The 22974-nt window shown below is 60.6% G+C and carries 21 protein-coding genes and 1 pseudogene; 8 read left to right on the plus strand and 14 right to left on the minus strand.

Annotation, left to right across the window (positions count from 1 at the left end):
- The 3 genes from JBE38_RS04555 to JBE38_RS04565 all read left to right on the plus strand — a co-directional run bounded on the left by JBE38_RS04555 (position 1) and on the right by JBE38_RS04565 (position 2988).
- A complete protein-coding gene (locus JBE38_RS04555; protein WP_090371414.1) occupies positions 1–1305 on the plus strand; it encodes an ATP-binding protein in 1305 nt (434 codons plus the stop codon).
- A 35-nt stretch (positions 1306–1340) separates the two neighbouring features.
- A complete protein-coding gene (locus JBE38_RS04560) occupies positions 1341–2111 on the plus strand; it encodes a class I SAM-dependent methyltransferase (protein ID WP_205343676.1) in 771 nt (256 codons plus the stop codon).
- Between the two features lie 91 nt (positions 2112–2202).
- Positions 2203–2988 (plus strand): sulfite exporter TauE/SafE family protein, encoded by a 786-nt coding sequence (locus JBE38_RS04565; RefSeq protein WP_060757067.1) that lies wholly within the window; start codon positions 2203–2205, stop codon positions 2986–2988.
- Between the two features lie 210 nt (positions 2989–3198).
- Here the strand turns inward: JBE38_RS04565 and JBE38_RS04570 are convergent, their stop codons facing one another.
- Positions 3199–4443: an acyl-CoA dehydrogenase family protein gene (locus JBE38_RS04570; protein ID WP_205343677.1), complete on the minus strand. Its 1245-nt coding sequence runs from the start codon at positions 4441–4443 to the stop codon at positions 3199–3201.
- Positions 4444–4709: 266 nt separating this feature from the next.
- Between JBE38_RS04570 and sfnG the strand changes: the two genes are divergently transcribed.
- Complete coding sequence (sfnG, locus tag JBE38_RS04575; protein WP_060757065.1) at positions 4710–5795, plus strand: dimethylsulfone monooxygenase SfnG; 1086 nt, start codon at positions 4710–4712, stop codon at positions 5793–5795.
- On the opposite strand, the pseudogene JBE38_RS04580 reads toward sfnG, so the two are convergent.
- Positions 5791–6240 (minus strand): annotated as a pseudogene (locus JBE38_RS04580) (GNAT family N-acetyltransferase); the annotation flags it as partial. The gene sfnG and the pseudogene JBE38_RS04580 overlap by 5 nt on opposite strands.
- A 94-nt stretch (positions 6241–6334) precedes the next feature.
- On the opposite strand from JBE38_RS04580, the gene JBE38_RS04585 reads away from it, so the two are divergent.
- A complete protein-coding gene (locus tag JBE38_RS04585; protein WP_240202420.1) occupies positions 6335–7921 on the plus strand; it encodes a RimK family protein in 1587 nt (528 codons plus the stop codon).
- Between the two features lie 127 nt (positions 7922–8048).
- Here JBE38_RS04585 and map read toward each other — a convergent pair whose 3' ends face one another.
- Complete coding sequence (gene map, locus JBE38_RS04590) at positions 8049–8804, minus strand: type I methionyl aminopeptidase (RefSeq protein ID WP_090371402.1); 756 nt, start codon at positions 8802–8804, stop codon at positions 8049–8051.
- Positions 8804–9004 (minus strand): ParD-like family protein, encoded by a 201-nt coding sequence (locus JBE38_RS04595; RefSeq protein WP_060757061.1) that lies wholly within the window; start codon positions 9002–9004, stop codon positions 8804–8806. The genes map and JBE38_RS04595 overlap by 1 nt, the downstream gene beginning before the upstream one ends.
- Positions 9005–9276: 272 nt before the next feature.
- Here JBE38_RS04595 and ilvA point away from each other — a divergent pair, with 272 nt between their 5' ends.
- Positions 9277–10299, plus strand: a complete 1023-nt coding sequence (gene ilvA, locus JBE38_RS04600; RefSeq protein ID WP_081087100.1) for a threonine ammonia-lyase, biosynthetic — start codon at positions 9277–9279, stop codon at positions 10297–10299.
- Positions 10300–10549: 250 nt separating this feature from the next.
- Positions 10550–10819, plus strand: coding sequence for a DUF1652 domain-containing protein (locus JBE38_RS04605; RefSeq protein ID WP_205343680.1), 270 nt, complete (start codon positions 10550–10552; stop codon positions 10817–10819).
- Positions 10820–10942: 123 nt separating this feature from the next.
- Here the strand turns inward: JBE38_RS04605 and JBE38_RS04610 are convergent, their stop codons facing one another.
- The 10 genes from JBE38_RS04610 to JBE38_RS04655 form a co-directional block, all read right to left on the minus strand.
- Entirely contained in the window at positions 10943–11224 is a 282-nt protein-coding gene (locus JBE38_RS04610) for a DUF2790 domain-containing protein (RefSeq protein WP_205343681.1), read from the minus strand.
- Between the two features lie 83 nt (positions 11225–11307).
- The gene (locus JBE38_RS04615) at positions 11308–12249 is read right to left on the minus strand and encodes a carbohydrate kinase family protein (RefSeq protein WP_205343682.1); all 942 of its coding nucleotides are present in this window, start codon (positions 12247–12249) and stop codon (positions 11308–11310) included.
- A gap of 12 nt (positions 12250–12261) precedes the next feature.
- On the minus strand, positions 12262–13743 hold the full coding sequence (gene xylB / locus JBE38_RS04620; protein ID WP_205343683.1) for a xylulokinase: 1482 nt from the start codon (positions 13741–13743) through the stop codon (positions 12262–12264).
- Between the two features lie 135 nt (positions 13744–13878).
- Positions 13879–15360 (minus strand): mannitol dehydrogenase family protein, encoded by a 1482-nt coding sequence (locus tag JBE38_RS04625; RefSeq protein ID WP_205343684.1) that lies wholly within the window; start codon positions 15358–15360, stop codon positions 13879–13881.
- A gap of 16 nt (positions 15361–15376) precedes the next feature.
- Complete coding sequence (locus JBE38_RS04630; protein ID WP_060757055.1) at positions 15377–16480, minus strand: ABC transporter ATP-binding protein; 1104 nt, start codon at positions 16478–16480, stop codon at positions 15377–15379.
- A gap of 37 nt (positions 16481–16517) precedes the next feature.
- On the minus strand, positions 16518–17348 hold the full coding sequence (locus tag JBE38_RS04635; protein ID WP_060757054.1) for a carbohydrate ABC transporter permease: 831 nt from the start codon (positions 17346–17348) through the stop codon (positions 16518–16520).
- A 10-nt stretch (positions 17349–17358) separates the two neighbouring features.
- Positions 17359–18249, minus strand: a complete 891-nt coding sequence (locus tag JBE38_RS04640; RefSeq protein ID WP_060757053.1) for a carbohydrate ABC transporter permease — start codon at positions 18247–18249, stop codon at positions 17359–17361.
- Positions 18250–18340: 91 nt separating this feature from the next.
- On the minus strand, positions 18341–19624 hold the full coding sequence (locus JBE38_RS04645) for an ABC transporter substrate-binding protein (RefSeq protein ID WP_446731243.1): 1284 nt from the start codon (positions 19622–19624) through the stop codon (positions 18341–18343).
- 216 nt (positions 19625–19840) lie between these two features.
- Positions 19841–20746, minus strand: coding sequence for an AraC family transcriptional regulator (locus JBE38_RS04650; RefSeq protein ID WP_060757051.1), 906 nt, complete (start codon positions 20744–20746; stop codon positions 19841–19843).
- Positions 20747–20818: 72 nt separating this feature from the next.
- Entirely contained in the window at positions 20819–22108 is a 1290-nt protein-coding gene (locus JBE38_RS04655) for a glycosyltransferase (RefSeq protein WP_090371394.1), read from the minus strand.
- Positions 22109–22264: 156 nt separating this feature from the next.
- On the opposite strand from JBE38_RS04655, the gene tpx reads away from it, so the two are divergent.
- A complete protein-coding gene (tpx, locus tag JBE38_RS04660; protein WP_205343686.1) occupies positions 22265–22765 on the plus strand; it encodes a thiol peroxidase in 501 nt (166 codons plus the stop codon).
- Positions 22766–22974 lie beyond the last annotated feature (209 nt).

Genomic DNA, 22974 nt, shown 5'->3' on the forward strand with positions numbered 1-22974 from the left:
ATGTTCCGTGTGCTGATTCGTCTCTACCTGATCACCATCGTCACCTACAGCGCGGCGATCTTCCTGATTCCCAAGCTGGTCATCCAGTTGTTCGAACATCGCTACATGGACTACAACGTCGAACAGACCCGTGGCCAGCAAGCACTTATCGTCAAGCAATACCTGCGAGCGCCGGTGGAGCGCTGGTCGCAGGTCACCGAGCAGCTCGGCCGCGACTTTGCCCCGCTCAAGGTGCAATTGCTGTTGCGCCAGGACGCCAGCTACACGCCCGAGGAGGAGAAGCTGTTCGAGCAAGGCAAGCCGGTGATTCGCCTGGGGGAGTGGGGGTGGGTCGAGGACATCAGTTCACCGATCAACCAGCAGTTCGTGGTCAAGCTGACCGTTCCGCCCGACCCGATGGACATGAACCTGCTGTACTGGTCGATGAATGTGTTGATCGGCGCTGCGCTGCTGGCCTGCCTGCTGGTCTGGCTGCGCCCGCACTGGCGTGACCTGGAGCGCCTGAAAACCACAGCTGCGCACCTGGGCAGGGGGAACCTCAGTGAGCGAACGCACATTCCGCCCAGCTCCAACATCGGCAGCCTGGCGTCGGTGTTCGATACCATGGCCGATGACATCGAACACTTGCTCAACCAGCAACGCGACCTGCTCAATGCGGTCTCCCACGAGCTGCGCACGCCGCTGACGCGCCTGGATTTCGGCTTGGCGCTGGCCTTGTCCGAAGACTTGCCCCAGGCCAGCCGCGAACGCTTGCAAAGCCTGGTGGCGCATATTCGCGAACTGGATGAACTGGTGCTGGAATTGCTCTCCTACAGCCGCCTGCAAAACCCGGCGCACTTGCCGGAGCAGGTGGACGTGATGCTCGACGAGTTTATCGACAGCGTACTGGGCAGCGTCGATGACGAGATGGAAAACCCCGAGATCGTCATCGATGTAGCGCTCGACTGTGCTGTCGAGCGTTTCGCCCTCGACCCACGCCTCACCGCCCGCGCGTTGCAGAACCTGCTGCGCAACGCCACGCGTTATTGTGAAAAGCGCATTCAGGTGGGGGTGAAGGTGTGCCCCAAGGGCTGTGAGATCTGCGTGGACGATGACGGTATCGGCATCCCGCTGGACCAGCGCGAGCGCATTTTCGAACCGTTCTATCGCCTGGACCGCAGCCGCGATCGCGCCACCGGCGGCTTCGGCCTGGGGTTGGCCATCAGCCGGCGCGCCGTTGAAGCCCAGGGCGGAACATTGACCGCGTTGGCCTCACCCTTGGGCGGCGCACGGTTCAGGTTGTGGTTGCCGGCGGCAGGCGCATAATCAGGCTCCCCGATTCGACTGAGGAGCGTTCGACAATGACCGATGTTCACGCGTCTGCCCAGCAGGGCTTCTCGACCCAGGCCGCCACCTACGTCCAGGGCAGGCCCGACTACCCACGGCAACTCATCGGCTGGCTCGGCGAGGCGCTGGGGGTTGAGCCGCAGTCGACGGTGATCGACCTGGGCGCCGGTACCGGCAAGTTCACCCGCTTGCTCAGCACCTTGACGCCTGCGCTGATCGCCGTCGAGCCGATTGCGGCGATGGCGGCGCAGTTGGCCAAGTCGCTACCCGATGTGCGCCTGGTGGAAGGCACCGCCGAATCGATCCCGCTGGGGGACGCCACCGCCGACGCAGTGGTCTGCGCCCAAGCGTTTCATTGGTTCGCCACGCAAGCGGCACTCGCGCAGATCCACCGTGTACTTAAACCCGGAGGGCGCCTGGGGTTGGTGTGGAATGTGCGTGATGAGTCGGTGGACTGGGTCGCCGCCATCACTGCAATCATCACGCCTTATGAAGGTGACACGCCGCGCTTTCATACCGGGCGTTGGCGCGAAGCGTTCAACGGCAAGTATTTTTCCGCGCCTGAACTTACCTGTTTTCCCTACCAGCATGTGGGCAGCCCGCAGGAAGTGATCATGGATCGTTTCCTGTCGGTGAGCTTTATCGCCGCGCTGCCCGATGCCGAAAAGGCCAAGGTCAGGGCGCAGTTGCAGGCGCTGATCGACACTCACCCCGCATTGCAAGGGCGAGATAGCGTGGCGTTCCCGTACCAGACTCAAGCGTACGTGTGCCACCGACTAAGCTAAAAGGCATAAAGTCAGATCATATTGGTATAAGTCGTTATAAGAAAAATCGCTATCCTGCCGCCAGAAATTTATAAGGCCATGGGTAGCTGTAATGGATGTGGGTAATCTGGGGTTTGTCGTCGCTGGCCTGATCGTCGGTTTTATCGTGGGCATGACCGGTGTCGGCGGTGGTTCGTTGATGACGCCGATCCTGCTGTGGTTCGGCATCAACCCGGCGACGGCCGTGGGCACTGACCTGTTGTACGCCGCCATTACCAAATCCGGTGGGGTGTTGGTCCACAGCAAGAACCGCAATATCGACTGGAGCATCACTGGCTGGCTGACCCTGGGCAGCGTACCGGCGGTGTTGCTGACCCTGTGGTTCCTTGCCAGCCTGCACACCGATCCCAGTGCGATGAACGCGGTGATCAAACAGGCTCTCGGCGTGGTGTTGCTGCTGACGGCCCTGGCGATTCTGTTCAAGAAAAGCCTGTTGGCCTTCGCTCAACGTCATGCCGGCGATGATTACCACATGAGCCCGCGCAACCTGAACGGGCTCACGGTGGTGACCGGCGCCATCCTCGGCACCATGGTTGCCCTGACCTCCATCGGCGCCGGCGCCCTGGGCACCGTTGCGCTGTTTATCCTCTATCCCTTTCTGGCCACCCGTCGCCTGGTGGGCACCGAGATTGCCCACGCCGTGCCGCTGACCCTGGTGGCGGGCCTGGGCCACGCCAGCATGGGCAACATGGACTGGCACCTGCTGGGTTTCCTGCTGATGGGCTCGCTGCCCGGCATTTACCTGGGCAGCCACATGACCGGCAAAGTCCCGGACGGCGTGCTGCGCCCGTGCCTGGCGATCATGTTGATGAGCATCGGCTACAAGCTGGCTTTTTAAGATAAGCACCGGTCAATGTGGGAGGGGGCTTGCCCTAATGCCTGTCAGTTAAGCGATAAAGCGGACGATGAATAAATTGTGGGAGGGGGCTTGCTCCCGATAGCGGTGTGTCAGGTTCAGAAACCGTGACTGACACACCGCCATCGGGAGCAAGCCCCCTCCCACAGTGACAGCGTTAAGCCTTAACTGACTGGCATTAGGGCTTGCCCCTTACTTTTTAAGCCCCGCCGGGCCATTGCCGATCTGCCACACAAACGGCGGCTCGGTGCCATTGATCACCCAATCGCCGACAATCCGCGCCTTGTAGATCACCGGGTTGTGGGACGACACGGTGCGCGCATTGCGCCAATGCCGATCAAGGGCTTTGCCCTGGCGTACGTCCGACGCGCCCAGCGCGTTGAACAATTCAGTGGTGGCGCGCTGGATCAATGCCGACACCACCACCTGCGCCGTCGCCGATTCAATTTCAGCCGCCACATTGGCTTCGCGTTCTGCCGCATCGTCTCCCGCAAAGCGCGCCAGGTAGGCCCGTTGCGCCGGTACGGCAGCTTTCAAGGCACTGGCTTTGGCGGCATACACCCACGCGGCGACTTCACCCACCACCTGCTGAACCTGCGCGTCCTGGCTGACATGTTCGGCATTGCCATGGCTGTAGATACGCTTGCGGCTACGCACTTGATGGGCCACGTCATTGAGTGCCGCCTGGCCAATCCCGGCCAGGCTCGCCAGCAACACCAACTGGTAGAACGCCGTCTGGTATTTGAAGCGGGTGGAAAAGTCGATGACGTTTTCGGCTTCCACCTGCGCCTCGATAAACCGTGTGGTGCCACTGCCGGTGGTGCGCTGGCCAAAGCCGTCCCAGTCGTCGCTTTGCACCACGCCGGGCTGGTGCGTGCGGGTGGCGGCGATCACATCGGCGCCGGTGTCGCTGCGCTGGGCGTAGACGTCGATCCAGTCCGAAAACAGGCTGCCGGTGCTGTAGAACTTTTCACCGTTGAGCCGCCATTTATCACCGTCGGGGCTGACCTGCGTGACCACCTCACCGATGGCGACATTGCCGATTTCGGTCCAGGCACAGCCGACGAGGTCGCCGTCGACAAAACGCTTGAACCACAGGTCGCGCCCGGCACTCGGTGCTGCATTCAAGCGGTCTTCGGCAAAGGCAAAATGCCCGCGCAGGGCTTGGGGGACGTTTGAATCGGCTGCGGCGAGCTCGATCAACAGCTCGAACAACTGGGGCAACGAGGCACCGCCACCGCCGTATTCCACTGGGACCCGCACGGCGCCAAAACCGGCTTGCTTGAGCCACTCGATCGGCTCGTGGGGCAGGGTGCGGGTATGTTCGCGTGCAACCGCGCCCTCGGCGATACGCTGGAAGATCGGCCGGAACCGTGCGGCCAAGGTGGCGTAGTCAACGCCGACGGACAGCGGGTTGATGATGTGTTGCTCAGTCATGGGGAACAGCTCCTCGGCAGTGATCAAGTCCTGAGGCAATTGCACAGTCCGTGCCGGGCTTGCGGGCCAGTGTTTACGGGGCAAGCGCGGCGGCGCACTGTTGCTCCAGCAACAGCGGATCGACAAATAGACAGGTTGCGCGCCAGCCGCCGCCCGGCGTGCCAACCTGCTTTATTCGCCGCAGCGCCTGTAGTACGGGCCTTTGCCTGAGCCTGGCATGCTTGCTGCTCAAGCCCTCGTACATCCCTTGTGTGAGGTACAGCCAGATGAGTCAGCAAGCCGTGAAATTCGCCTATTGGGTGCCCAACGTCAGCGGTGGGCTGGTGGTCAGCAAAATCGAACAACGCACCCATTGGGGCATCGACTACAACCGCAAACTGGCGCAATTGGCCGAAGCGGCGGGCTTTGAATACGGCCTGACGCAAATTCGCTTTACCGCAGGTTACGGTGCGGAAAACCAGCATGAATCCGTGGCGTTCAGCCATGCGCTATTGGCGGCGACCACCAAGCTCAAGGTCATCGCCGCGATCCTGCCGGGGCCCTGGCAACCGGCGCTGGCGGCCAAGCAGTTGGCGACCATCGACCAGCTCACCAACGGCCGTATCGCGGTGAACATCGTCAGCGGCTGGTTCAAGGGCGAATTCCAGGCCATTGGCGAGCCCTGGTTGGAGCACGATGAGCGCTACCGCCGTTCCGAGGAGTTTATCCGCGCCCTCAAAGGCATCTGGAGCCAGGACGACTTCACCTTCAAGGGCGACTTCTACCGTTTCAACAACTACACGCTCAAACCCAAGCCCCTCGGCCAGCCGGAAGTGTTCCAGGGCGGCAGCTCGCGGGCCGCGCGGGACATGGCGGCGCGGGTGTCGGACTGGTACTTCACCAACGGTAATACTCCCGAAGGCATCAAGGCCCAGGTCGATGATATTCGCGCCAAGGCCGCAGCCAATCACCATGCGGTGAAAATCGGCGTGAATGCCTTTGTGATCGCCCGCGACACCGAAGAAGAAGCCCAGGCCGTGCTGGCGGAGATTATCGACAAGGCCGATGCACAAGCGGTGAATGCCTTTGGCGATGCAGCCCGACAGGCCGGCCAAGCGTCACCGGAAGGCGAGGGCAACTGGGCCAAGTCCAGCTTCGAGGACCTGGTGCAGTACAACGACGGCTTCAAGACCAACCTGATCGGCACGCCGCAGCAAATCGCCGAGCGCATTGTTGCGCTCAAGGCCGTGGGAGTGGACCTGGTGCTGGCCGGCTTCCTGCACTTCCAGGAGGAAGTCGAGTACTTCGGCCAGCGCGTATTGCCGCTTGTACGCGAGCTGGAGGCCAGGGCCGGCGTCAAACAGGTGGCCTGAGCAGCGGTTTTTCCAGGCGCAGGGCGGCGGTGTGGTCGGCATAGTAGTCGTTGATCAGGGCGAAGCGCCGATAACCGTTGCGCTCATACAAGGCGAGGGCAACCGGGTTGTCGGTGCGCACTTCCAGGCGCAGGGCGGCGCAGCCCTGCTCCCGTGCGCGGGCCTCCATATGCGCCAGCAATTGCACACCCAGGCCGCAGCCGCGCGCAGCCTGGGTGATCGCAATCGAATACAGGCGGGCCAGGGCGCTGCCGCGCCGCAACAGCAGCAGCGCATAGCCGAGCAACTGCCCGTCACGTTCAGCGACCCACAACTGCCCATGCGCTCGGCTGATCATCCACTGAAAACTGCGTAACGAAAGCCGATCGCTGGTGAAACACTGCTGTTCCAGTGCCATCAATTCGGGCACGTCCGCCAAGGTTGCAATGCGCAAAGAAAGAGCCATATGACCGCCGTAAAAGTTGCGTAACGAAACGGGACTTCTCTAAAAGATCGTGCTTAATAGAAAAGGTCGAGTTCTCTAAAGCGGATCAAATATTATGTCGGCGGTAAACAGTCATTGGCGTGAAGTATCCGAGCAAACTGTCGCGGCGACAATAACCTCCGAGGGTTATTTTTCCAGCGTGGCCAGACGTCCAAGCCAAGTTGTGATCATTGTCGAACGCAAGGAAGACTGGGCTTCCTACTTTCCCAGCGAAGACATCGTCACTGCCCAGGAATACCTGGAACAAACCCGCGAAAGCGAGCCGGGCAAGCGCGTGCAGGTCATCAACCTGTGTCGCAGCTACAAGTACCTGGGGCACGGTTACTATTGCTCGTTGCTGGCCGAGGCGCGCGGGCACAAGGTGATTCCGTCGGTGCGCACCATCAGTGAATTGACCCGGAAGTCGCTGTATGGTTTGTCCCTGGATAACTTGGATAAAACCCTCGATAAAGCCTTGAGTCATCATCTTTACAGCAATACCGAAGGGTTTACCCTGACCCTTTACTTTGGCCGAACGCATATAGACGCGTTGCAGGAATTGGCCCGCCAGTTATTTGAAACGTTCCCCTGTCCGATTTTGTTAGTTGAGTTTCGCAAACATAACGGTTGGCATATCGAAGGGGTCAAGTCCGGCGTATTGCATAAGTTGCGCGATGATCAGGAAGACCAGTTCGCCCATGCCCTCGACAACTACAGCCGCAAGATCTGGCGCCAACCGCGCTCCCGTCGATTGGCGCGTTATGACTTGGCCATCCTGCATGATCCCCAGGAGCAACTGCCACCGTCCAACGCCCGCGCACTGGAGAATTTCGTGCGGGTCGGCAGGGGCCTGGGGATTGATGTGGAACTCATCGAGCGCAAGGATTACTCACGCCTCGCCGAATATGACGCCTTGCTGATCCGCGAGACCACCAGCGTCGACAACCACACGTATCGCTTCGCCAAAAAGGCCGAGAGCGAAGGGCTGGTGGTGATGGACGATCCGGCATCGATCCTGCGCTGCACCAACAAGGTCTACCTCACCGACCTGCTCAACAGCCATCAACTGGGCATGCCCGCCACCGAGATCCTCTATAAGGAACGCCCGCAGGATTTCGAGCGAGTCGGCGAACGCCTGGGCTTCCCGCTGGTGTTGAAGATCCCCGACGGTTGTTTCTCCCGTGGCGTGATCAAGGTGGAAAGCCAGGCGGCCTTGCTCAAGGCCACTGCCGAGTTGTTCGAACATTCCGTACTGTTATTGGCCCAGGAGTTTTTCTACACCGAGTACGACTGGCGCATCGGCGTCCTCAACCGCAAGCCGATTTTTGCCTGCCAGTACTTCATGTCCAAGGGCCATTGGCAGATCTATAACCACAAAGCCATCGGCCAGGACATCAACGGCGAGTGCCGCACCCTGGCCGTCCACGAAGCGCCCAAGGCGGTGGTAGAGCTGGCGGTGAAAACCGCCAACCTGATCGGCGACGGCCTCTACGGCGTGGACCTCAAGCAATCCGGCGACAAGGTGGTGGTGATCGAGGTGAACGACAACCCCAACCTTGATGCAGGCATCGAAGATGCCTACCTGCAAGATGACCTGTACGGCCTGGTGCTGGAGGAGTTTGTCCGGCGCCTGGAGTTGAAGCGCCAGGGGCAGGTCTGGTAATACCCGGTGTTTGCCGCCTGTAGGAGCGAGCTTGCTCGCGAAAAACGTCAACGATAACGCGTGCTGCCTGAATGAACGCGGCGCCTGCGGGGTTTTCGCGAGCAAGCTTGCTCCTACAGGAGCTAGGTCAAACGGCGGGCTGCAACGTCAACACCTCGAACCCGTCCGCCGTCACCGCCACGGTATGCTCCCATTGTGCCGACAAGCTATTGTCCCGGGTCACCACGGTCCATCCATCCTTCAGGCTGCGCACTTTCGAGCTGCCCTGATTGAGCATCGGCTCCACCGTGAACACCATCCCTTCACGCAACTCCATCCCGGTGCCGGGCCGGCCGAAGTGCAGGATCTGCGGTTCTTCGTGCATCTGGCGCCCAATCCCGTGGCCGCAATACTCACGCACCACACTGTACCCATTGGCCTGCGCATGGCTCTGGATCGCATGCCCGATATCCCCCAACCGTGCGCCGGGCCTGACCTGGCGGATGCCGGCCCACATCGCCTCAAAGGTCTTTTCCACCAGCCGCTGGGCTTTGGGGGCCACGTTTCCGATCATGTACATCTTGCTGGAGTCAGCGATAAAGCCGCCTTTTTCCAGGGTGATGTCGATATTGATGATGTCGCCGTCCTTGAGGATATCCTTGGCGCTGGGCATGCCATGGCACACCACTTCATTGATCGAGGTGTTGATGCAGAACGGGTAGTCGTATTGCCCCAGGCTCGCCGGGCGGGCCTTGAGGTCGTTGCGGATGAATGCCTCGACGGCACTGTCCAGCTCCAGGGTTGAGCGGCCGGCGGCGACAAGGCCGTCGAGCAGGGTAAACACCTGGGCCAGCAGGCGCCCGGCTTCACGCATCACGGCCAGTTGTGCGGGGGTCTTGATCATCAACTGCGGCCTCGGATCAGGTCGGGTTTGTCCAGCAACAGCTTATTGATCAGTTCGTTATAGGGCAGGTGCGGGTTGAGTTCGGCGAGCAGGCCGATCTTGATCCAGAATTCGGCCTGGGCGTTGATGGAGCGGTCCATGGCGGCGCTGGCCAGGCGTAGTTGTTCGTGCAACGGGTCGGTGATCTTGATGATGCCCATAGGGTTCACTGCGTAAATGGAATATACAAAGCGTATATGTTTCATATATCGCTCGTAAAGCCCGGCGGATAAATCGAGCGTGAGCATTGACTTGCCCGCGGGTCGCCGGTTAATTTCGTTGCATGACATTTCAAGCCTTCCGCAGCCAGCCAAGCATTATTACCGTCATTCCTCATTTGGCGGGATAGCACACGGCTGCACCCAAACCCGCCCTAGAGGCGGGTTTTGTTTTTCCGACTCCTGGGCGCCTCACACAGCACCAGGAGCCACCCATGACTACCCGCCGCGCCGTCCAGGCCACCGACACGAGCCTGCTTGAGCACTACGTGAAAAAGATCCTCGCCGCGCCGGTTTATGACCTGGCGGTGCGCACGCCTCTGCAAGCCGCGCCGGCGCTGTCGGCGTTGCTGGGCAACCAGGTGTTGCTCAAGCGCGAAGACCTGCAACCGACGTTCTCCTTCAAGATCAGAGGGGCCTACAACCGCCTGGTGCAACTGACGGCCGAACAAAAGGCCCGAGGCGTAGTGACGGCGTCGGCGGGCAATCATGCCCAGGGGGTGGCGCTGGCGGCGCGTGAGCTGGGGATCCGCGCGCGCATTGTCATGCCGTGTACCACGCCGGAGTTGAAGGTGTTGGGCGTACGCTCGCGTGGCGCCGACGCGGTACTGCATGGGGAAAGCTTCCCGTTGGCCCTGGCCCACGCGCTGCAACTGGTCGAGACCTCGGGTTGCACGTTTGTCTCGCCCTTTGATGACCCGGATGTGATTGCCGGCCAAGGCACGGTTGCCATGGAAATACTGCGTCAGCAGCAGGGGCCGTTGGACGCGATCTTCGTGCCGGTGGGGGGGGGTGGGTTGATCGCCGGCATCGCGGCGTATGTGAAATACCTGCGGCCGCAAGTGCGTATCGTTGGGGTCGAATCCGAAGGCTCCAGTTGCCTGTTGGCCGCCCTGCAAGCGGGCGAGCGGGTGGTGCTGCCCAGTGTCGACGGGTTTGCCGATGGCACGGCGGTGGCGCAGATCGGTGCGTACGGATTTGAGATCTGCCGCAACTGGGTGGATGAAGTCATCACCGTGAGCAACGACGAATTGTGCAGTGCCATCAAGTTGATCTACGACGATACCCGCGCCATCACCGAACCTTCCGGTGCACTGGCGGTGGCTGGGCTACGCCGTTATGTGGCGCAACGTGATGTGCGTGGGCAAACGTTGGTAGCGGTTAACTCAGGGGCCAATATCAACTTTGATAGTTTACGACATGTTGCTGAAAGGGTCGCCGCACAAGGTCCGGTTTAATACAAGTGCGTAAGTTAAACGTTTAATCAGCGGGTTTCGACGAAAGTTTACTCGGTATAAACGGGGCATGCGTCAAGTTATATGAATCAGCCGTGTGCTTATGAGGAATGGTTACAACGCACCTTGAGTTTGCCGAGTAGGCTGATGGAGGTAAGCGTCTTCCAGGGTCGGCAAGACGTGGCAGGGCACATGCCTGCCGGACACACCATGATGTAGTTGGCAGTCTCATAAATATAAGGAGAGGTTGGTCATGCTTTCGGAATTAGAACTTCGCAGCATTATTGAAGGAAGTTTCCTGCCCAAACGGTGCGAATGCACCAAAGCCGAAGACGCTTCGCTGACGATCAAAGTCTTTGACGGCCAGGATCGTGACCGGGTGGATTTGGAAGTCAAAGGAATAAACGCGGACACACTCGACAGCAGTCGAGCGATTTGCAACCTGATCACCGGGTTGCGTGAAGACCTCCGGCAAGCCCATGCACCCGTCCTGCAAAGAGTCGGCGGACGCGGCTATTACTAGGCCGACGCCTGAGGTTGAATGATTGACGGTCGGTGGGCCTGGATAAGTCCCAGGCCCAGTGCCGTTACCGTGGCCGCTGCGAGCAGGCGGGCGGGGTGTGCATTTTCCTGGTGCTTCAACGCTTCAATTCTGGAAGTCGCAGGCTTCGGACATCTTCCGGTAGCCCACGTCTTCCACCTTGCCTGCCTTGTCCACGAATTTGATATCCGCATTGATGACCTTGCACTCGTTGGTATCGGGTTCGTGCATGGCGATCACTCTGTCGATGTTCAATGGCATCCCGTATTGATATTGCACGGGTTTGGCCGCAGCCGGCGAGGTATCGGCCTGGGCCATGCCCGAGCCTGCCGCCAGAGCCAATGTGCCGGTGAACAGGCCGGTAAACAGTAAGGTACGCAGTTTCATGATGGTGCTCCGCAAAGGGTTCGACTTCACTGTCGACCGGCGGGATTAACCATCGATTAATTTTTTCCTGGCTGACGAAACCTTCATGAACCCAACTGGTGGCGATACGGCAGGTCCGGTCCGGTCTTGCTGCAGGTCATGGCGGCGGCGCGGATGGCAAAGCCAAGCATGCTGTCCACCTGCGCGCGGGTCAGCTGTTGCAAGCCCTCCACCGAATCCAGCTGTTGCTCGGTCAACCAGGCAATCAGCGCGGCCTGGAAGGTGTCACCGGCCCCCACGGTGTCGGCCATCACCACCTTGACTGCCGGTTGCGACCACGTGCCGTGCTGGCGGCTGAACACGCTGGCGCCATCGCCGCCGCGGGTGAGGAATACCAGCTGGCAACGGTGCTGCAGCCAACCTTGCAGCACGCTTTCCGGCGATTGCTCGGGGTAGAGCAGGTGCAGGTCTTCATCGCTGACCTTGATCAGGTCGGCATGCTTGACCAGCTCGGCCACGCGGTTGCGCCATAGCTGGATGTCCGGCTGCGGGTTGAGGCGCACGTTGGGGTCGAGGCTGATCAAACGCTTGCCGCTTTCGCGCTTGACCAGGCTCAGCAGGGTGTCGCCCACCGGCTGTACCACCAGTGAAAATGAGCCGATATGCAAGCCACGAATGTCTGCGCCCAGCTCGGGTAGATGGGCGATTTCCAGCAGTCGGTCGGCACAGCCTTCACCACGGAAGTTGTACTGCGGCGAGCCATTGGCACCCACGGCAACCATCGACAACGTGGTGGGCGCGGCAAACTCCACCAGGAATTGTTCATCTACGCCCTCGTCCTTGAGCACCTGCAGCAGGCGTCGCCCCAGGAAGTCGGTCGACAACCCGCCGAACAGACCGGCCGCGATACCGAGACGGCGCAGGCCCACCGCCACGTTGAACGGCGATCCCCCGGCAATCGCCTTGTAATTGACCTTGGAAGCCTGCCCGCTGGCATCTTCTTCGCTGAAAAAATCGAACAGCGCTTCGCCACACACCAGATACATAGTCGTTCGCTCTTAAAGGGTTGCCACGAGCTGCTGGTAGCGCTCGTAAGCCTGTTGATAGGCACTGACATTGCTTGCCACCGGCAGGGTACGGCTGGTGGGGTCGACACTCACACATTTGTCGCAGAGGCTGGCCAGGGATTCGCCGGACTGGCTCCACGCGGCCTGGATCGCCGCGCCCAGGGCGGCGGCTTCGCTTTGTTCGGTGCACACCACTTCGGTGTTCATGATATCGGCGACCATCTGCCGCCACACCGGGCTTTTCGAGCCACCGCCGATCAGTCGGATACTCTGGCTTTGCAGGCCGGTCTGGCGCAGCAGATCCAGGCCGTAGCGCAGGCCGAAGGTGGTGCCTTCGACCACGGCGCGGCACAGGTTGGCGCGAGTCAGGTTGGTCATGGTCAAGCCGTGCAGGCTGCCGGTGGCGTGGGGCAGGGCGGGCACGCGTTCGCCGTTGAGGAACGGCAGCATGCTCACGCCCTCGGCGCCGACCGGGGCTTGCGCGACCAGGCTGTTGAATGCCGCCAGGTCGAGCTCGAACAACTCGCGAACCACCCCGGTGGCATTGGTCAGGTTCATGGTGCAGATCAGCGGCAGCCAGCCGCCGCTGGATGAGCAGAAGGTCGCCACCGATGCCTGCGGGCTGACGCTGGGTTGGTCGGCAAAGGCATACACGGTGCCCGATGAGCCCAGGCTCATGGTGATGACGCCCGGGGCAATATTGCCGGTACCGATGGCGCCCATCATATTGTCGCCGCCACCGCTGGAAACCACCGCGCCGGGATTGATGCCCAGGCGTTCGGCGATGGCCGGCAGCACGCTGCCCACCGTCTGGTTCGCCTCGATCAGCTGCGGCAACGCGGCCTCCAGGCGGCCGCTGGGGTCGATGTGCTGGAGCAGGTCCAGATCCCACCTGCGGGTGCGCACATTGAAGTAACCGGTGCCTGAAGCATCGCCGTATTCCGCGACGGCGCGGCCGGTCAGCCAGTAGTTCAGGTAGTCGTGGGGCAACAGGATATGGGCGATGCGGGCGAATACATGCGGGTGTTGTTCGCGGGTCCAGAGCAGTTTCGACACGGTGTAGCCCGGTGCGATCGCCACACCGAGACGTTCCAGCGAGCCTTGTTCGCCCCCCAGATACGCGAGCAGGCGCTCGTTTTCAGGCGTGGTTTCGGTGTCACACCACAGTTTGGCCGGGCGCAGTACCTGGCCCTGGTCATCGAGCAAGACCAGCCCGTGCTGTTGGCCGGAAACACCGATGCCGAGGATGTCCTGGCCATCCACACCAGCCTGTTGCAGGGCGCGGTGAGTGGCTTCGGTAAAGGCGTCGAGCCACTCCTGAGTGTGCTGCTCGCGCCGGCCGTTGGCACCGCTGATCAGTGTATGCGCGGCGGCGCCCAGGCCCAGGACTTTGCCGCTGGAAGCATCAAGGACGATGGCCTTGGTGCCCTGGGTGCCACAGTCGATGCCGAGGAACAGGTTTTGCCGGGTCATGGTGGGGTGCTCAGCATTATTGTTTGATGGTAAATGCGGTCAATGTGGGAGGGGGCTTGCTCCCGATAGCGGTGCACCAGTCAATACAGACTTAACTGACCCACCGCTATCGGGAGCAAGCCCCCTCCCACAGTTTCAAGCCGGTTTCTTCAGCAGGTGCTCCAGGGTTCGGGTGACGCCGTGATCGCGCAAGCTGGAAAAGCACCGCTCAAACGCTGCCACAAACTCAGGCGAATTGGGAATAGCCGTGCCGAAAATCTCTTCAACCGCGAGCAGGCGTCGGCTGATCAAGGCGTCATCGCTCACCAGCCCCTGGCAGAATTCGGCACGCGGGTCGGGGATCTTGTAGCTCACGCCATTCTCATCCACACCCTTCAAATACAGCGCCCAGGCGGCGACTACCAGTGCTGCGCGTTCAGTCTCCCGGCCGTCGGCAATCAGGCGATTGATCGTCGGCACGGTGAACTTGGGAAACTTCGACGAGCCGTCGGAACACACGCGCTCCAACTGGTCGGCAATCGCCCGGTTGGAAAAGCGCTCCACCAGGCTCTGTTTATAGTCGCTCAGGTTGATGCCCGGCACCGGTGCCAGGTTCGGCGTGACGTCCAGGTCCATGTAGGCACGCATATAGGCCACAAACAGCGGGTCGTTCATGGTCTCGTGCACAAACCGGTAGCCCTTGAGAAAACCCAGGTAGGTCAGCGCCAGGTGGCTGCCATTGAGCAGGCCGATCTTCATTTCTTCATACGGCGTCACGTCGTCGGTGAACTGCACGCCGACCTTCTCCCACGCCGGGCGGCCGTTGACGAAGCGGTCTTCGAGTACCCACTGCACAAAGGGTTCGCACACCACTGGCCAGGCATCGTCGATGCCATGCTCATCATGCAGTTGCAGGCGATGGGCGGTGCTGGTCATCGGGGTGATGCGGTCGACCATGGCGTTGGGAAAACTCACGTTGGCCTTGATCCAGTCGTGCAGCTCGGCGTTGTGCAGGGCGGCAAATGCCAGCAGCGCTTTGCGGGTGACCGCGCCGTTGTGCGGCAGGTTATCGCAGGACATCACGGTAAATGCCGGAGTGCCCGCCGCACGGCGTTGGGTCAACGCCGCGCAGATGAACCCGAACACCGTTTTAGGTGCGTTCGGGTGGGCCAGGTCGTGCTGGATCTGCGGCAGATGGGCCATGAACTCGCCGGTGCTGTCGTCGATGCAGTAACCGCCTTCGGTGATGGTCAGCGAAACAATGCGAATCTCGGGGCTGGCCAGTTTGTCGATCAGCGCCCGGGCACCGTCTTCGGCCAGCAGCATGTCGCTGATCGAGCCGATCACGCGCACTTCGGTGTCGTCGGTATCGCCCAGTTCATACAGGGTGAACAGGTAGTCCTGGCCGGCCAGGTCGTCGCGGGCCTTGCGATCCTCGCTGCGCAGGCCGACGCCGCAGATGCTCCAGTCCAGGCCCTCGCCGGTATTCATCAGGGCATCGGTGTAATACGCCTGATGCGCACGGTGGAAACCGCCGACGCCAATATGGGCGATGCCTTGGGTGGTGTCGGCAATCGCATAGGCCGGCAGTTTCACCTGCGGCGCCAGTTGAGTGAGGTGCTGTTTATTCAGTTTCATCACAAGTCTCGCGAAATCAGGCGGCGGCGCGCAGTGGGCGGGCCACGGCGACACCCTCGGTATCGAATAGATGGCAGTGCGCCGGGTCCAGGTGCAGGTGCAGCGTTTCGCCGTACTGGCTGGCCATGTCGCCGCGAATGCGCAGGGTCAAAGGCTCGCCGCTGGCGGTCACGACATGGCAGAAGGTGTCACTGCCCAGGCGTTCGCCGACGTCGGCGGTGACGGTCAGCGTGGTCTGGCCGGGTGCGGCGATTTCCAGGTGCTCCGGGCGAATCCCCAGGGTCACGGCACTGCCTACGCTCAAGCTGGCGCTGCTCAAGGGCAGGTTGATCAGGGTGCCGGCGTCCAGCTGCACGGCGCAGCCTTGGCTGTCGACGCGGGTGACCTGGCCTTTGAGGAAGCCCATTTTCGGCGTGCCGAGAAACCCTGCCACAAACAGGTTGGCCGGCCGGTGATACAGCTCCAGCGGCGAGCCGACTTGCTCGATGCGGCCACTGTTGAGCACCACCACCTTGTCGGCCAGGGTCATGGCTTCGACCTGGTCATGGGTCACGTAGATCATGGTCGCTTGCAGTTCCTTGTGCAGGCGTGCCAGTTCCAGGCGCATCTGCACGCGCAGCGCGGCGTCGAGGTTGGACAGCGGCTCGTCGAACAGGAAGATCTTCGGGTTGCGCACAATCGCGCGTCCAATCGCCACGCGTTGGCGTTGGCCGCCGGACAGTTGCTTGGGCTTGCGCTCCAGCAACGGACCCAGTTCGAGAATGCGAGCCGCTTCGCTGACTTTGCTTTCAACCAGTTTTTTGTCGACACCGGCCAGGTCCAGGGCAAACGACATGTTCTTGCGCACACTCATGTGCGGGTACAGCGCATAGGTCTGGAACACCATCGCCAGGTCGCGCTTGGCCGGGGTCACTTCGGTGATGTCGCGGCCATCCAGTTCGATGGTGCCTTCGGTCACCTCTTCCAGGCCGGCGATCAGGCGCAGCAGGGTCGATTTACCGCAGCCCGATGGGCCGACGAACACCACGAACTCCTTGTCGTTCACTTCCAGGTCGACGCCCTTTATGATCGAGAAGCCTTCGAAGCCTTTTTGCAGATTGTTGATTTTCAGGTTGGCCATGATGGGCCTCCATCTTCAAATTATTATCAGGAAACCGTTACTTCACGGCGCCGAAGGACAAACCGCGCACCAGCTGTTTCTGGCTGATCCAGCCAAAGATCAGGATCGGCGCACAGGCCAGCGTCGACACGGCCGACAACTTGGCCCAGAACAAGCCTTCGGGGCTGGAGTACGAGGCGATCAGCGCGGTCAGCGGGGCGGCGCTGGACGAGGTCAGGTTCAGCGACCAGAACGCCTCGTTCCAGCACAGGATCAGCGACAGCAACACGGTGGAGGCCAGGCCGCCCTTGGCGATCGGCAGCAGCACGCGGACCATTTCCTGCCACAGGGTGGCGCCATCCAGGCGGGCGGCTTCGAGGATGTCCTTGGGGATGTCCTTGAAGTAGGTGTAAACCATCCAGACCACGATCGGCAGGTTGATCAGGGTGTAGATGATGATCAGCGCAATCCGCGTATCCAACAGGCCAAAGCTCTTGGCCAGCAGGTAGATCGGCATCAATACCCCCACCGGCGGCAGCATCTTGGTGGACAGCATCCACAGCAGCGTGCCTTTGGTGCGCTGTGTTTCGTAGAACGCCATGGAGTAGGCGGCCGGCACCGAGATCAGCAGGCACAGGGCGGTAGCGCTGAAGGAAATCACCACGGAGTTCCAGGCGTACGCAAAGTAATTGCTGCGCTCGTTGATGTGCAGGTAGTTCTCCAGCGTCGGCGTGAAGATGAACTGCGGCGGCGTGGCAAAGGCATCGATTTCAGTCTTGAAGCTGGTCAGCACCATCCAGAAGATCGGGAAGAAAATCAGGATCGCGATGGCCCAGGCCAGCGTGCCGAGCAACACACTTTGCAGGCGGCGGGATTGTTGAAGCGTCATGGCGCGGCCCTCAAGGCTTGTCAGTCAGGTTTTTGCCGATCATCCGCACCAGGATGATCGCCGCGATATTGGCGATGACCACGGCGATCAAGCCGCCGGCCGAGGCCATGCCCACGTCGAACTGCACCAGCGCCTGGTTGTAGATCAGGTAGGCGAGGTTGGTCGAGGCGTAGCCCGGGCCACCGTTGGTGGTGGTGAAGATTTCGGCGAACACCGAGAGCAGGAAGATGGTTTCGATCATCACCACCACGGCAATCGGGCGCGCCAGGTGGGGCAGGGTCAGGTGCCAGAAGATCGCGATGGCGCCGGCACCGTCCAGGCGCGCCGCCTCCTTTTGTTCCTGGTCGAGGGATTGCATGGCGGTCATCAGCAGCAAAATGGCGAAGGGCAGCCATTGCCACGACACGATGATGATGATCGACAGCAACGGGTAGTGCGCCAGCCAGTCCACCGGCTCGGCCCCGAACAGCTTCCACACGGCGGCGAGAATCCCCGAGACCGGGTGGAAAATCAGGTTCTTCCAGATCAGTGCTCCGACGGTGGGCATGATGAAGAACGGCGAGATCAGCATCACCCGCACCAGGCCGCGGCCGAAGAACTCACTGGCTTCCAGCAGGGCACTGATCAGCACGCCGAACACCACGCTGATCAGCAGTACGCTGCCCACCAGTAGCAGGGTATTGGTCGCGCCGGGCAGGAAGCCCGAGTCGGTGATGAAGTAAGTGAAGTTTTCCAACCCCACGAATGAGTTTTCGCCGGGGTAGAGCAGGTTGTAGCGGATCAGCGAAAAGTACAGGGTCATGCCCAGCGGTACGATCATCCACAACAGCAGCAAGGCTACTGAAGGGCTGACAAGGAACCAGCCAGGGTTGGCCAGGCGGTTTTTGGCGGGTGTATTCATGGTATTCAAGGCCAGTACAGAGCGAGAATCGGAGTGCGGTCAGGGTGGGAGGGGGCAAACCCCCTCCCACATTGACGGTGAGATGCCTGGGTTACTTGGGGTAACCGGCCCGCTTCATTTCACGCTCGGTGGTGGTTTGCGCGGCGCTCAAGGCCTGGTCCACCGTCTGCTGGCCCGTCAGCGCACCGGAGAAGAACTTGCCAACCTGGGTACCAATCGCCTGGAACTCAGGAATGGTCACCAACTGGATACCGATATACGGCACCGGCTTGAGCGTCGGTTTGGTCGGGTCGGCGACTTTCAGCGATTCCAGCGTCACCTTGGCGAACGGCGCGGCCTTCATGTATTCGTCGCTGTAGGTCGACTTGCGCGTGCCTGGCGGCACATTGGCGATGCCGTCGGTCTTGGCCACCAGTTGGCTGTATTCCTTGGAGGTGGCCCAACTGGTGAACACCTTGGCGGCGTCCTTGGCTTTGGAGCTGGTCGGGATCGCCAGGCTCCACGAGTACAGCCAGGACGTGCCCTTATCGGTTTTCTCGTGGGGGGCGAAGGTGAAGCCGACGTGGTCAGCCACCTTGCTCTGGGTTTTGTCGGTGACAAATGAGCCGGCCACGCTGGCGTCGACCCAGATCGCGCATTTGCCGCTGTTGAACAGCGCCAGGTTTTCGTTGAAACCATTGCTGGACGCACCGGGCGGACCGGATTTCTTCATGTTGTCGACGTAGAAGGTCAGCGCGTCCTTCCACTCAGGCCCATTGAATTCCGGCTGCCACTTCTCATCGAACCAGCGTGCGCCGTAGCCGTTGGCCAGGGTGGTGATCAGCGCCATGTTCTCGCCCCAACCGGCTTTGCCACGCAGGCACAGGCCGTACTGCTCTTTGGTCTTGTCGGTGAGTTTGGCGGCGAATTCGCCGATCTGGGTCCAGGTGGGATGTTCGGGCATCGTCAGCCCGGCGTCCTTGAACAGGTCGGTGCGGTAATAGGTGATCGAGCTTTCGGCGTAGAAAGGCAACGCGTACAGCGAGCCTTTGACCGACAGGCCGTCACGCACCGAAGGGAATACGTCGTCGAGGTCGTAGGACGCCGGCAGATCCTTCATCGGCTCCAGCCAGCCTTTGGCGCCCCAGAGTGCAGCTTCGTACATGCCGATGGTCAACACGTCGAACTGCCCGCCCTGGGTGGCGATGTCGGTGGTCAAGCGTTGGCGCAATACGTTTTCTTCGAGCACCACCCAGTTCAGCTTGATCTCCGGATGCTCGGTCTCGAAGGTTTTCGAGAGCTTTTGCATGCGGATCATGTCGCTGTTGTTCACGGTGGCGATGGTCAGGGTTTGCGCGCCAAGGCTGACGGCGCTGAGGGTCATGCAGGTGGTCATGCAAGTAAAGGCAAGCAGAGATTTTGCTGTGAACTTCATCGCGCACTCCATTTCCGCGCCCAGAGGGCTACAGAAGGACAGTTATTGTTGTTGTGTCTTCCCACAGAGAGTCAGGAAGAGTGTGCGTTGATTACAGCCTTGAAATGGGGAGGTGACAAATCCTTGGGAGCACTTCGGCTGATACTTTTTTGCACTCGCGGCCGGTAACTGAAAGCTTCAGGCCAGGTTCTGCTCAGTCAACCGCTGCACCGCCAAACGCCGATAGTGGGATGGGGTCATGCCCTTGAGCTGCTGAAAGCGTCGGTTGAAGTTGGAGATGTTGTTGAAGCCGGATTCAAAACATACATCCGTCACCGCTTTATCGCCGTCGGCCAGCAGTTCGCAGGATTTGCTGATGCGCAGTCGATTGACGAATTCGATAAACGTGCGCCCGGTGGCCTGTTTGAAGACCCTTGAAAAATAGGTCGGCTTCATCCCCAGGTAGTCCGCCACTTCTTCCAGCGGCAGCTCGCGTGCGTAGTGAGCAAAGATATAGTCCACCGCGCGGTTGGTGCGGTCGATGCTGTGTTCATCCGCCAGTTGCGGGGTGGTGACGCCCGAGAGCAACTGGTAGTCCTCGCAGGCGCTGAGCACCTCCAGCAGGATGAAGAAGTGCCCCAGGCGCGCCATGCCCTGGGCGTCTTCGATACGTTGCATCAAGGTCATGGCTTGGGCGATGGTCTTTTTGCAGCGAAATTCGATGCCGTACTGTGCCCGCTCCAACAGCGGCGCCAAGGTCTTGAGTTCGGTAAAGATCTGGCTGCCGTTCTCCAGCAACTCATCGGTGAAATTCACCAGCATGTCGCGCTTGGGCACCACCTCGTCTTCCTCCACCTGGCTGATCCAGTTGTGGGGCAGGTTAGGGCCGGTGAGGAACAGGCTTTCCGGGTAGAAATTGCCGATATAGTCCCCGATAAACACCTTGCCGGAGCTGGCGACGATCAGGTGCAGCTCGTATTCCTTGTGGAAGTGCCAGCGCACCAGGGGGCAGGGGAAACCATGCTGGCGATAGATGATGGACAGGCCGTTGTGGTCGTCCATCAGCTCGTAGGAAGGGTCGGTGATTCGCGTTGCTCGGGTCATGCTGCCGTCGCTTTATTGTGGTTGCTGCGTAGGATAATGCCCCGTTGCATGCAACCTCGCCAGCCTCGGCGTTTAAGGCAGGCGGTTTTTTGCCTCAATCCACTGGGACATGTACTGGGTGCTTTTATGGGCATGGTGACGCAGCATGCTGCCGGTGAAGTTATCCCGTCGATGGGCCGCAAGCCGGCTGCGGCACTCCTCCAGGCACGCCACCAACGCCGGGCCGTGGACGTTCTGATCATAGCGCCGGGCCAGTAGCTGGCGGCCGTTTTCCTGGGCCTGGGTCCAGCGCTCGCGGTCTTGATACAACGCCACGGCCGCCGCAGCCAGGGCGGATGCACTCTGCTCGATCATGCCGGGCCAGGGTTGCTCGTCGCCCATGGCTTCGGCGCCGATCGGCGTGGTGATGTTCGGGGTGCCGCAAAGCATGGCATCCGCCAGTTTGCCTTTGATGCCGGCACCGAAGCGCAAGGGCGCCAGGCAGATACGCGCTGCGGTCATCACCTGCAAGGCGTCTTCGGCCCAGTTCATCACATGGAAACCCTGGGCTGGGTTGTGCAGGGCCGTGGCTTTGGGCGGGGTGTAGGCGCCGTAGATATGCAGCTGGACGCCGGGCAATTGCTGGCGGATCAGCGGCCAGAGGCTGTTTTTCATCCAGAGCACCGCATCCCAGTTCGGGGCGTGGCGGAAGTTGCCGATGCTGAGGAAGTGCGCACGGTCTTCAAAGGGCGCAAAGGGCTCGGTAGGGGGCGCCATCATCAGCGGGCACCAATGGAGCAGGGCCGCCGGCACCTTGAACTGCTCGGTGAGCAGGCGGATTTCCAGGTCGGAGATCATCAGGCTGATGTCACAGCGGTAAATCGCGGCGATCTCGCGCTTGGCCAGGTCGGTGTCGGCCATGCATTGGAATGCCGGTTGCAAATCGGCGCAGAACAGGGCGCTGAAGTCATCACCGTCGGGGTCAGCCTTGAGATGCTCCTTGAGGCGCTGATGGCGCGCATCGCGCAGGCTTTGCAGGTCTGAGGTTTCCAGTACGCGCAGGGCATCCGGGCAGCATTTTTCCACGCGCCAGCCGAACTGTTCTTCCATCATGAAACGGTCGAACAGCACGATATCCGGGGCCAGTTCGCGGATAAAGTCATCGAAACTGCTGTTATTGAGTTCGATGGCGCGTTCGGCAATGCCCAGTGCCGGCAGGTCGGCCTTATGTTCGCCAATGGTGGCGGGGCTACTGAAGGTAATGTCCCAACCTTGTGTAAGAAAGCTCTCCAGGATCTGCATCATATGCCCGCCTGCGGCAGAAGAACGGGGTTCCGGCCAGACGTAACCAATGACCAGGACTTTGGTGGCGGGCTGATTCATCAACGACGAGTTCCTTGAGGGGCGGGCGAAAGCGCGCAATTAAACCACAACGGCACGACATGACAATTTGTGTACGGCGGTAGGTAGCGACGGGACTTTGTGGTTAACTTCCGCCTCTCGAATTCGTTTCAATAAACCAGCATAAGGATTCTGTTCATGGCTCAAGTCACCCTTCGTGGTAACCCTGTGAAAGTTGAAGGCGAACTGCCGCAAGTCGGCTCCCAGGCCCCAGACTTCACCCTGACTGCCGCTGACCTGTCGGACGCCACCCTGGCGACCTTCGCCGGCAAGCGCAAAGTGCTGAATATCTTCCCAAGCGTCGACACGCCGACCTGCGCGACTTCGGTGCGCAAGTTCAACGCCCAGGCCAATGACCTGAGCAACGCTGTCGTGCTGTGCATCTCCTCGGACCTGCCATTCGCCCAAGCGCGTTTTTGCGGTTCCGAAGGCCTGGAAAACGTGAAGAACCTGTCGGACTTCCGCAGCGCTGCGTTCTCCGAAGACTACGGCGTAAACATCGTTGATGGCCCGCTGCGCAGCCTGACCGCGCGTGCCGTGGTGGTACTGGACGAAAACAACAACGTGCTGCACAGCGAGCTGGTTTCCGAAATCGGCCAGGAACCGAACTACGAAGCAGCCCTGGCTGTTTTGAAGTAACTGTTTCTGCGCGTGACTGTCGTTTTGCAGTAACACGCGTGATGCATGCTTGCGGCCTGGCCTAGTCCAGGCCGTTTTTATTTGCGTCTCAGATGCTTAGCGAAATAGCGGGCCGACTAAGCTCAGAAGTTAAAACTTGTAAGTCCAAGGTAAATAGCCGGTAAAGGCGCTTTTCTTAATGCGCCCCAGTGCTTATCTTTCAGCCTCCC

Source organism: Pseudomonas sp. ICBG1301, from assembly GCF_016918385.1.
GTDB lineage: Bacteria > Pseudomonadota > Gammaproteobacteria > Pseudomonadales > Pseudomonadaceae > Aquipseudomonas > Aquipseudomonas palleroniana.

What these genes read in the sequence shown, in the direction of transcription:
- JBE38_RS04560 (WP_205343676.1), top strand. Translation starts at nt 1,341, where the DNA reads ATGACCGATGTTCACGCGTCTGCCCAGCAGGGCTTCTCGACCCAGGCC.
- JBE38_RS04585 (WP_240202420.1), top strand. Translation starts at nt 6,335, where the DNA reads ATGTCGGCGGTAAACAGTCATTGGCGTGAAGTATCCGAGCAAACTGTC.
- JBE38_RS04555 (WP_090371414.1), top strand. Translation starts at nt 1, where the DNA reads ATGTTCCGTGTGCTGATTCGTCTCTACCTGATCACCATCGTCACCTAC.
- xylB (WP_205343683.1), bottom strand. Translation starts at nt 13,743, where the DNA reads ATGACCCGGCAAAACCTGTTCCTCGGCATCGACTGTGGCACCCAGGGC.
- map (WP_090371402.1), bottom strand. Translation starts at nt 8,804, where the DNA reads ATGATCAAGACCCCCGCACAACTGGCCGTGATGCGTGAAGCCGGGCGC.
- JBE38_RS04625 (WP_205343684.1), bottom strand. Translation starts at nt 15,360, where the DNA reads ATGAAACTGAATAAACAGCACCTCACTCAACTGGCGCCGCAGGTGAAA.
- JBE38_RS04565 (WP_060757067.1), top strand. Translation starts at nt 2,203, where the DNA reads ATGGATGTGGGTAATCTGGGGTTTGTCGTCGCTGGCCTGATCGTCGGT.
- JBE38_RS04610 (WP_205343681.1), bottom strand. Translation starts at nt 11,224, where the DNA reads ATGAAACTGCGTACCTTACTGTTTACCGGCCTGTTCACCGGCACATTG.
- JBE38_RS04605 (WP_205343680.1), top strand. Translation starts at nt 10,550, where the DNA reads ATGCTTTCGGAATTAGAACTTCGCAGCATTATTGAAGGAAGTTTCCTG.
- JBE38_RS04630 (WP_060757055.1), bottom strand. Translation starts at nt 16,480, where the DNA reads ATGGCCAACCTGAAAATCAACAATCTGCAAAAAGGCTTCGAAGGCTTC.
- tpx (WP_205343686.1), top strand. Translation starts at nt 22,265, where the DNA reads ATGGCTCAAGTCACCCTTCGTGGTAACCCTGTGAAAGTTGAAGGCGAA.
- JBE38_RS04635 (WP_060757054.1), bottom strand. Translation starts at nt 17,348, where the DNA reads ATGACGCTTCAACAATCCCGCCGCCTGCAAAGTGTGTTGCTCGGCACG.
- JBE38_RS04655 (WP_090371394.1), bottom strand. Translation starts at nt 22,108, where the DNA reads ATGAATCAGCCCGCCACCAAAGTCCTGGTCATTGGTTACGTCTGGCCG.
- sfnG (WP_060757065.1), top strand. Translation starts at nt 4,710, where the DNA reads ATGAGTCAGCAAGCCGTGAAATTCGCCTATTGGGTGCCCAACGTCAGC.
- JBE38_RS04615 (WP_205343682.1), bottom strand. Translation starts at nt 12,249, where the DNA reads ATGTATCTGGTGTGTGGCGAAGCGCTGTTCGATTTTTTCAGCGAAGAA.
- JBE38_RS04595 (WP_060757061.1), bottom strand. Translation starts at nt 9,004, where the DNA reads ATGGGCATCATCAAGATCACCGACCCGTTGCACGAACAACTACGCCTG.
- JBE38_RS04570 (WP_205343677.1), bottom strand. Translation starts at nt 4,443, where the DNA reads ATGACTGAGCAACACATCATCAACCCGCTGTCCGTCGGCGTTGACTAC.
- JBE38_RS04645 (WP_446731243.1), bottom strand. Translation starts at nt 19,624, where the DNA reads ATGACCACCTGCATGACCCTCAGCGCCGTCAGCCTTGGCGCGCAAACC.
- ilvA (WP_081087100.1), top strand. Translation starts at nt 9,277, where the DNA reads ATGACTACCCGCCGCGCCGTCCAGGCCACCGACACGAGCCTGCTTGAG.
- JBE38_RS04650 (WP_060757051.1), bottom strand. Translation starts at nt 20,746, where the DNA reads ATGACCCGAGCAACGCGAATCACCGACCCTTCCTACGAGCTGATGGAC.
- JBE38_RS04640 (WP_060757053.1), bottom strand. Translation starts at nt 18,249, where the DNA reads ATGAATACACCCGCCAAAAACCGCCTGGCCAACCCTGGCTGGTTCCTT.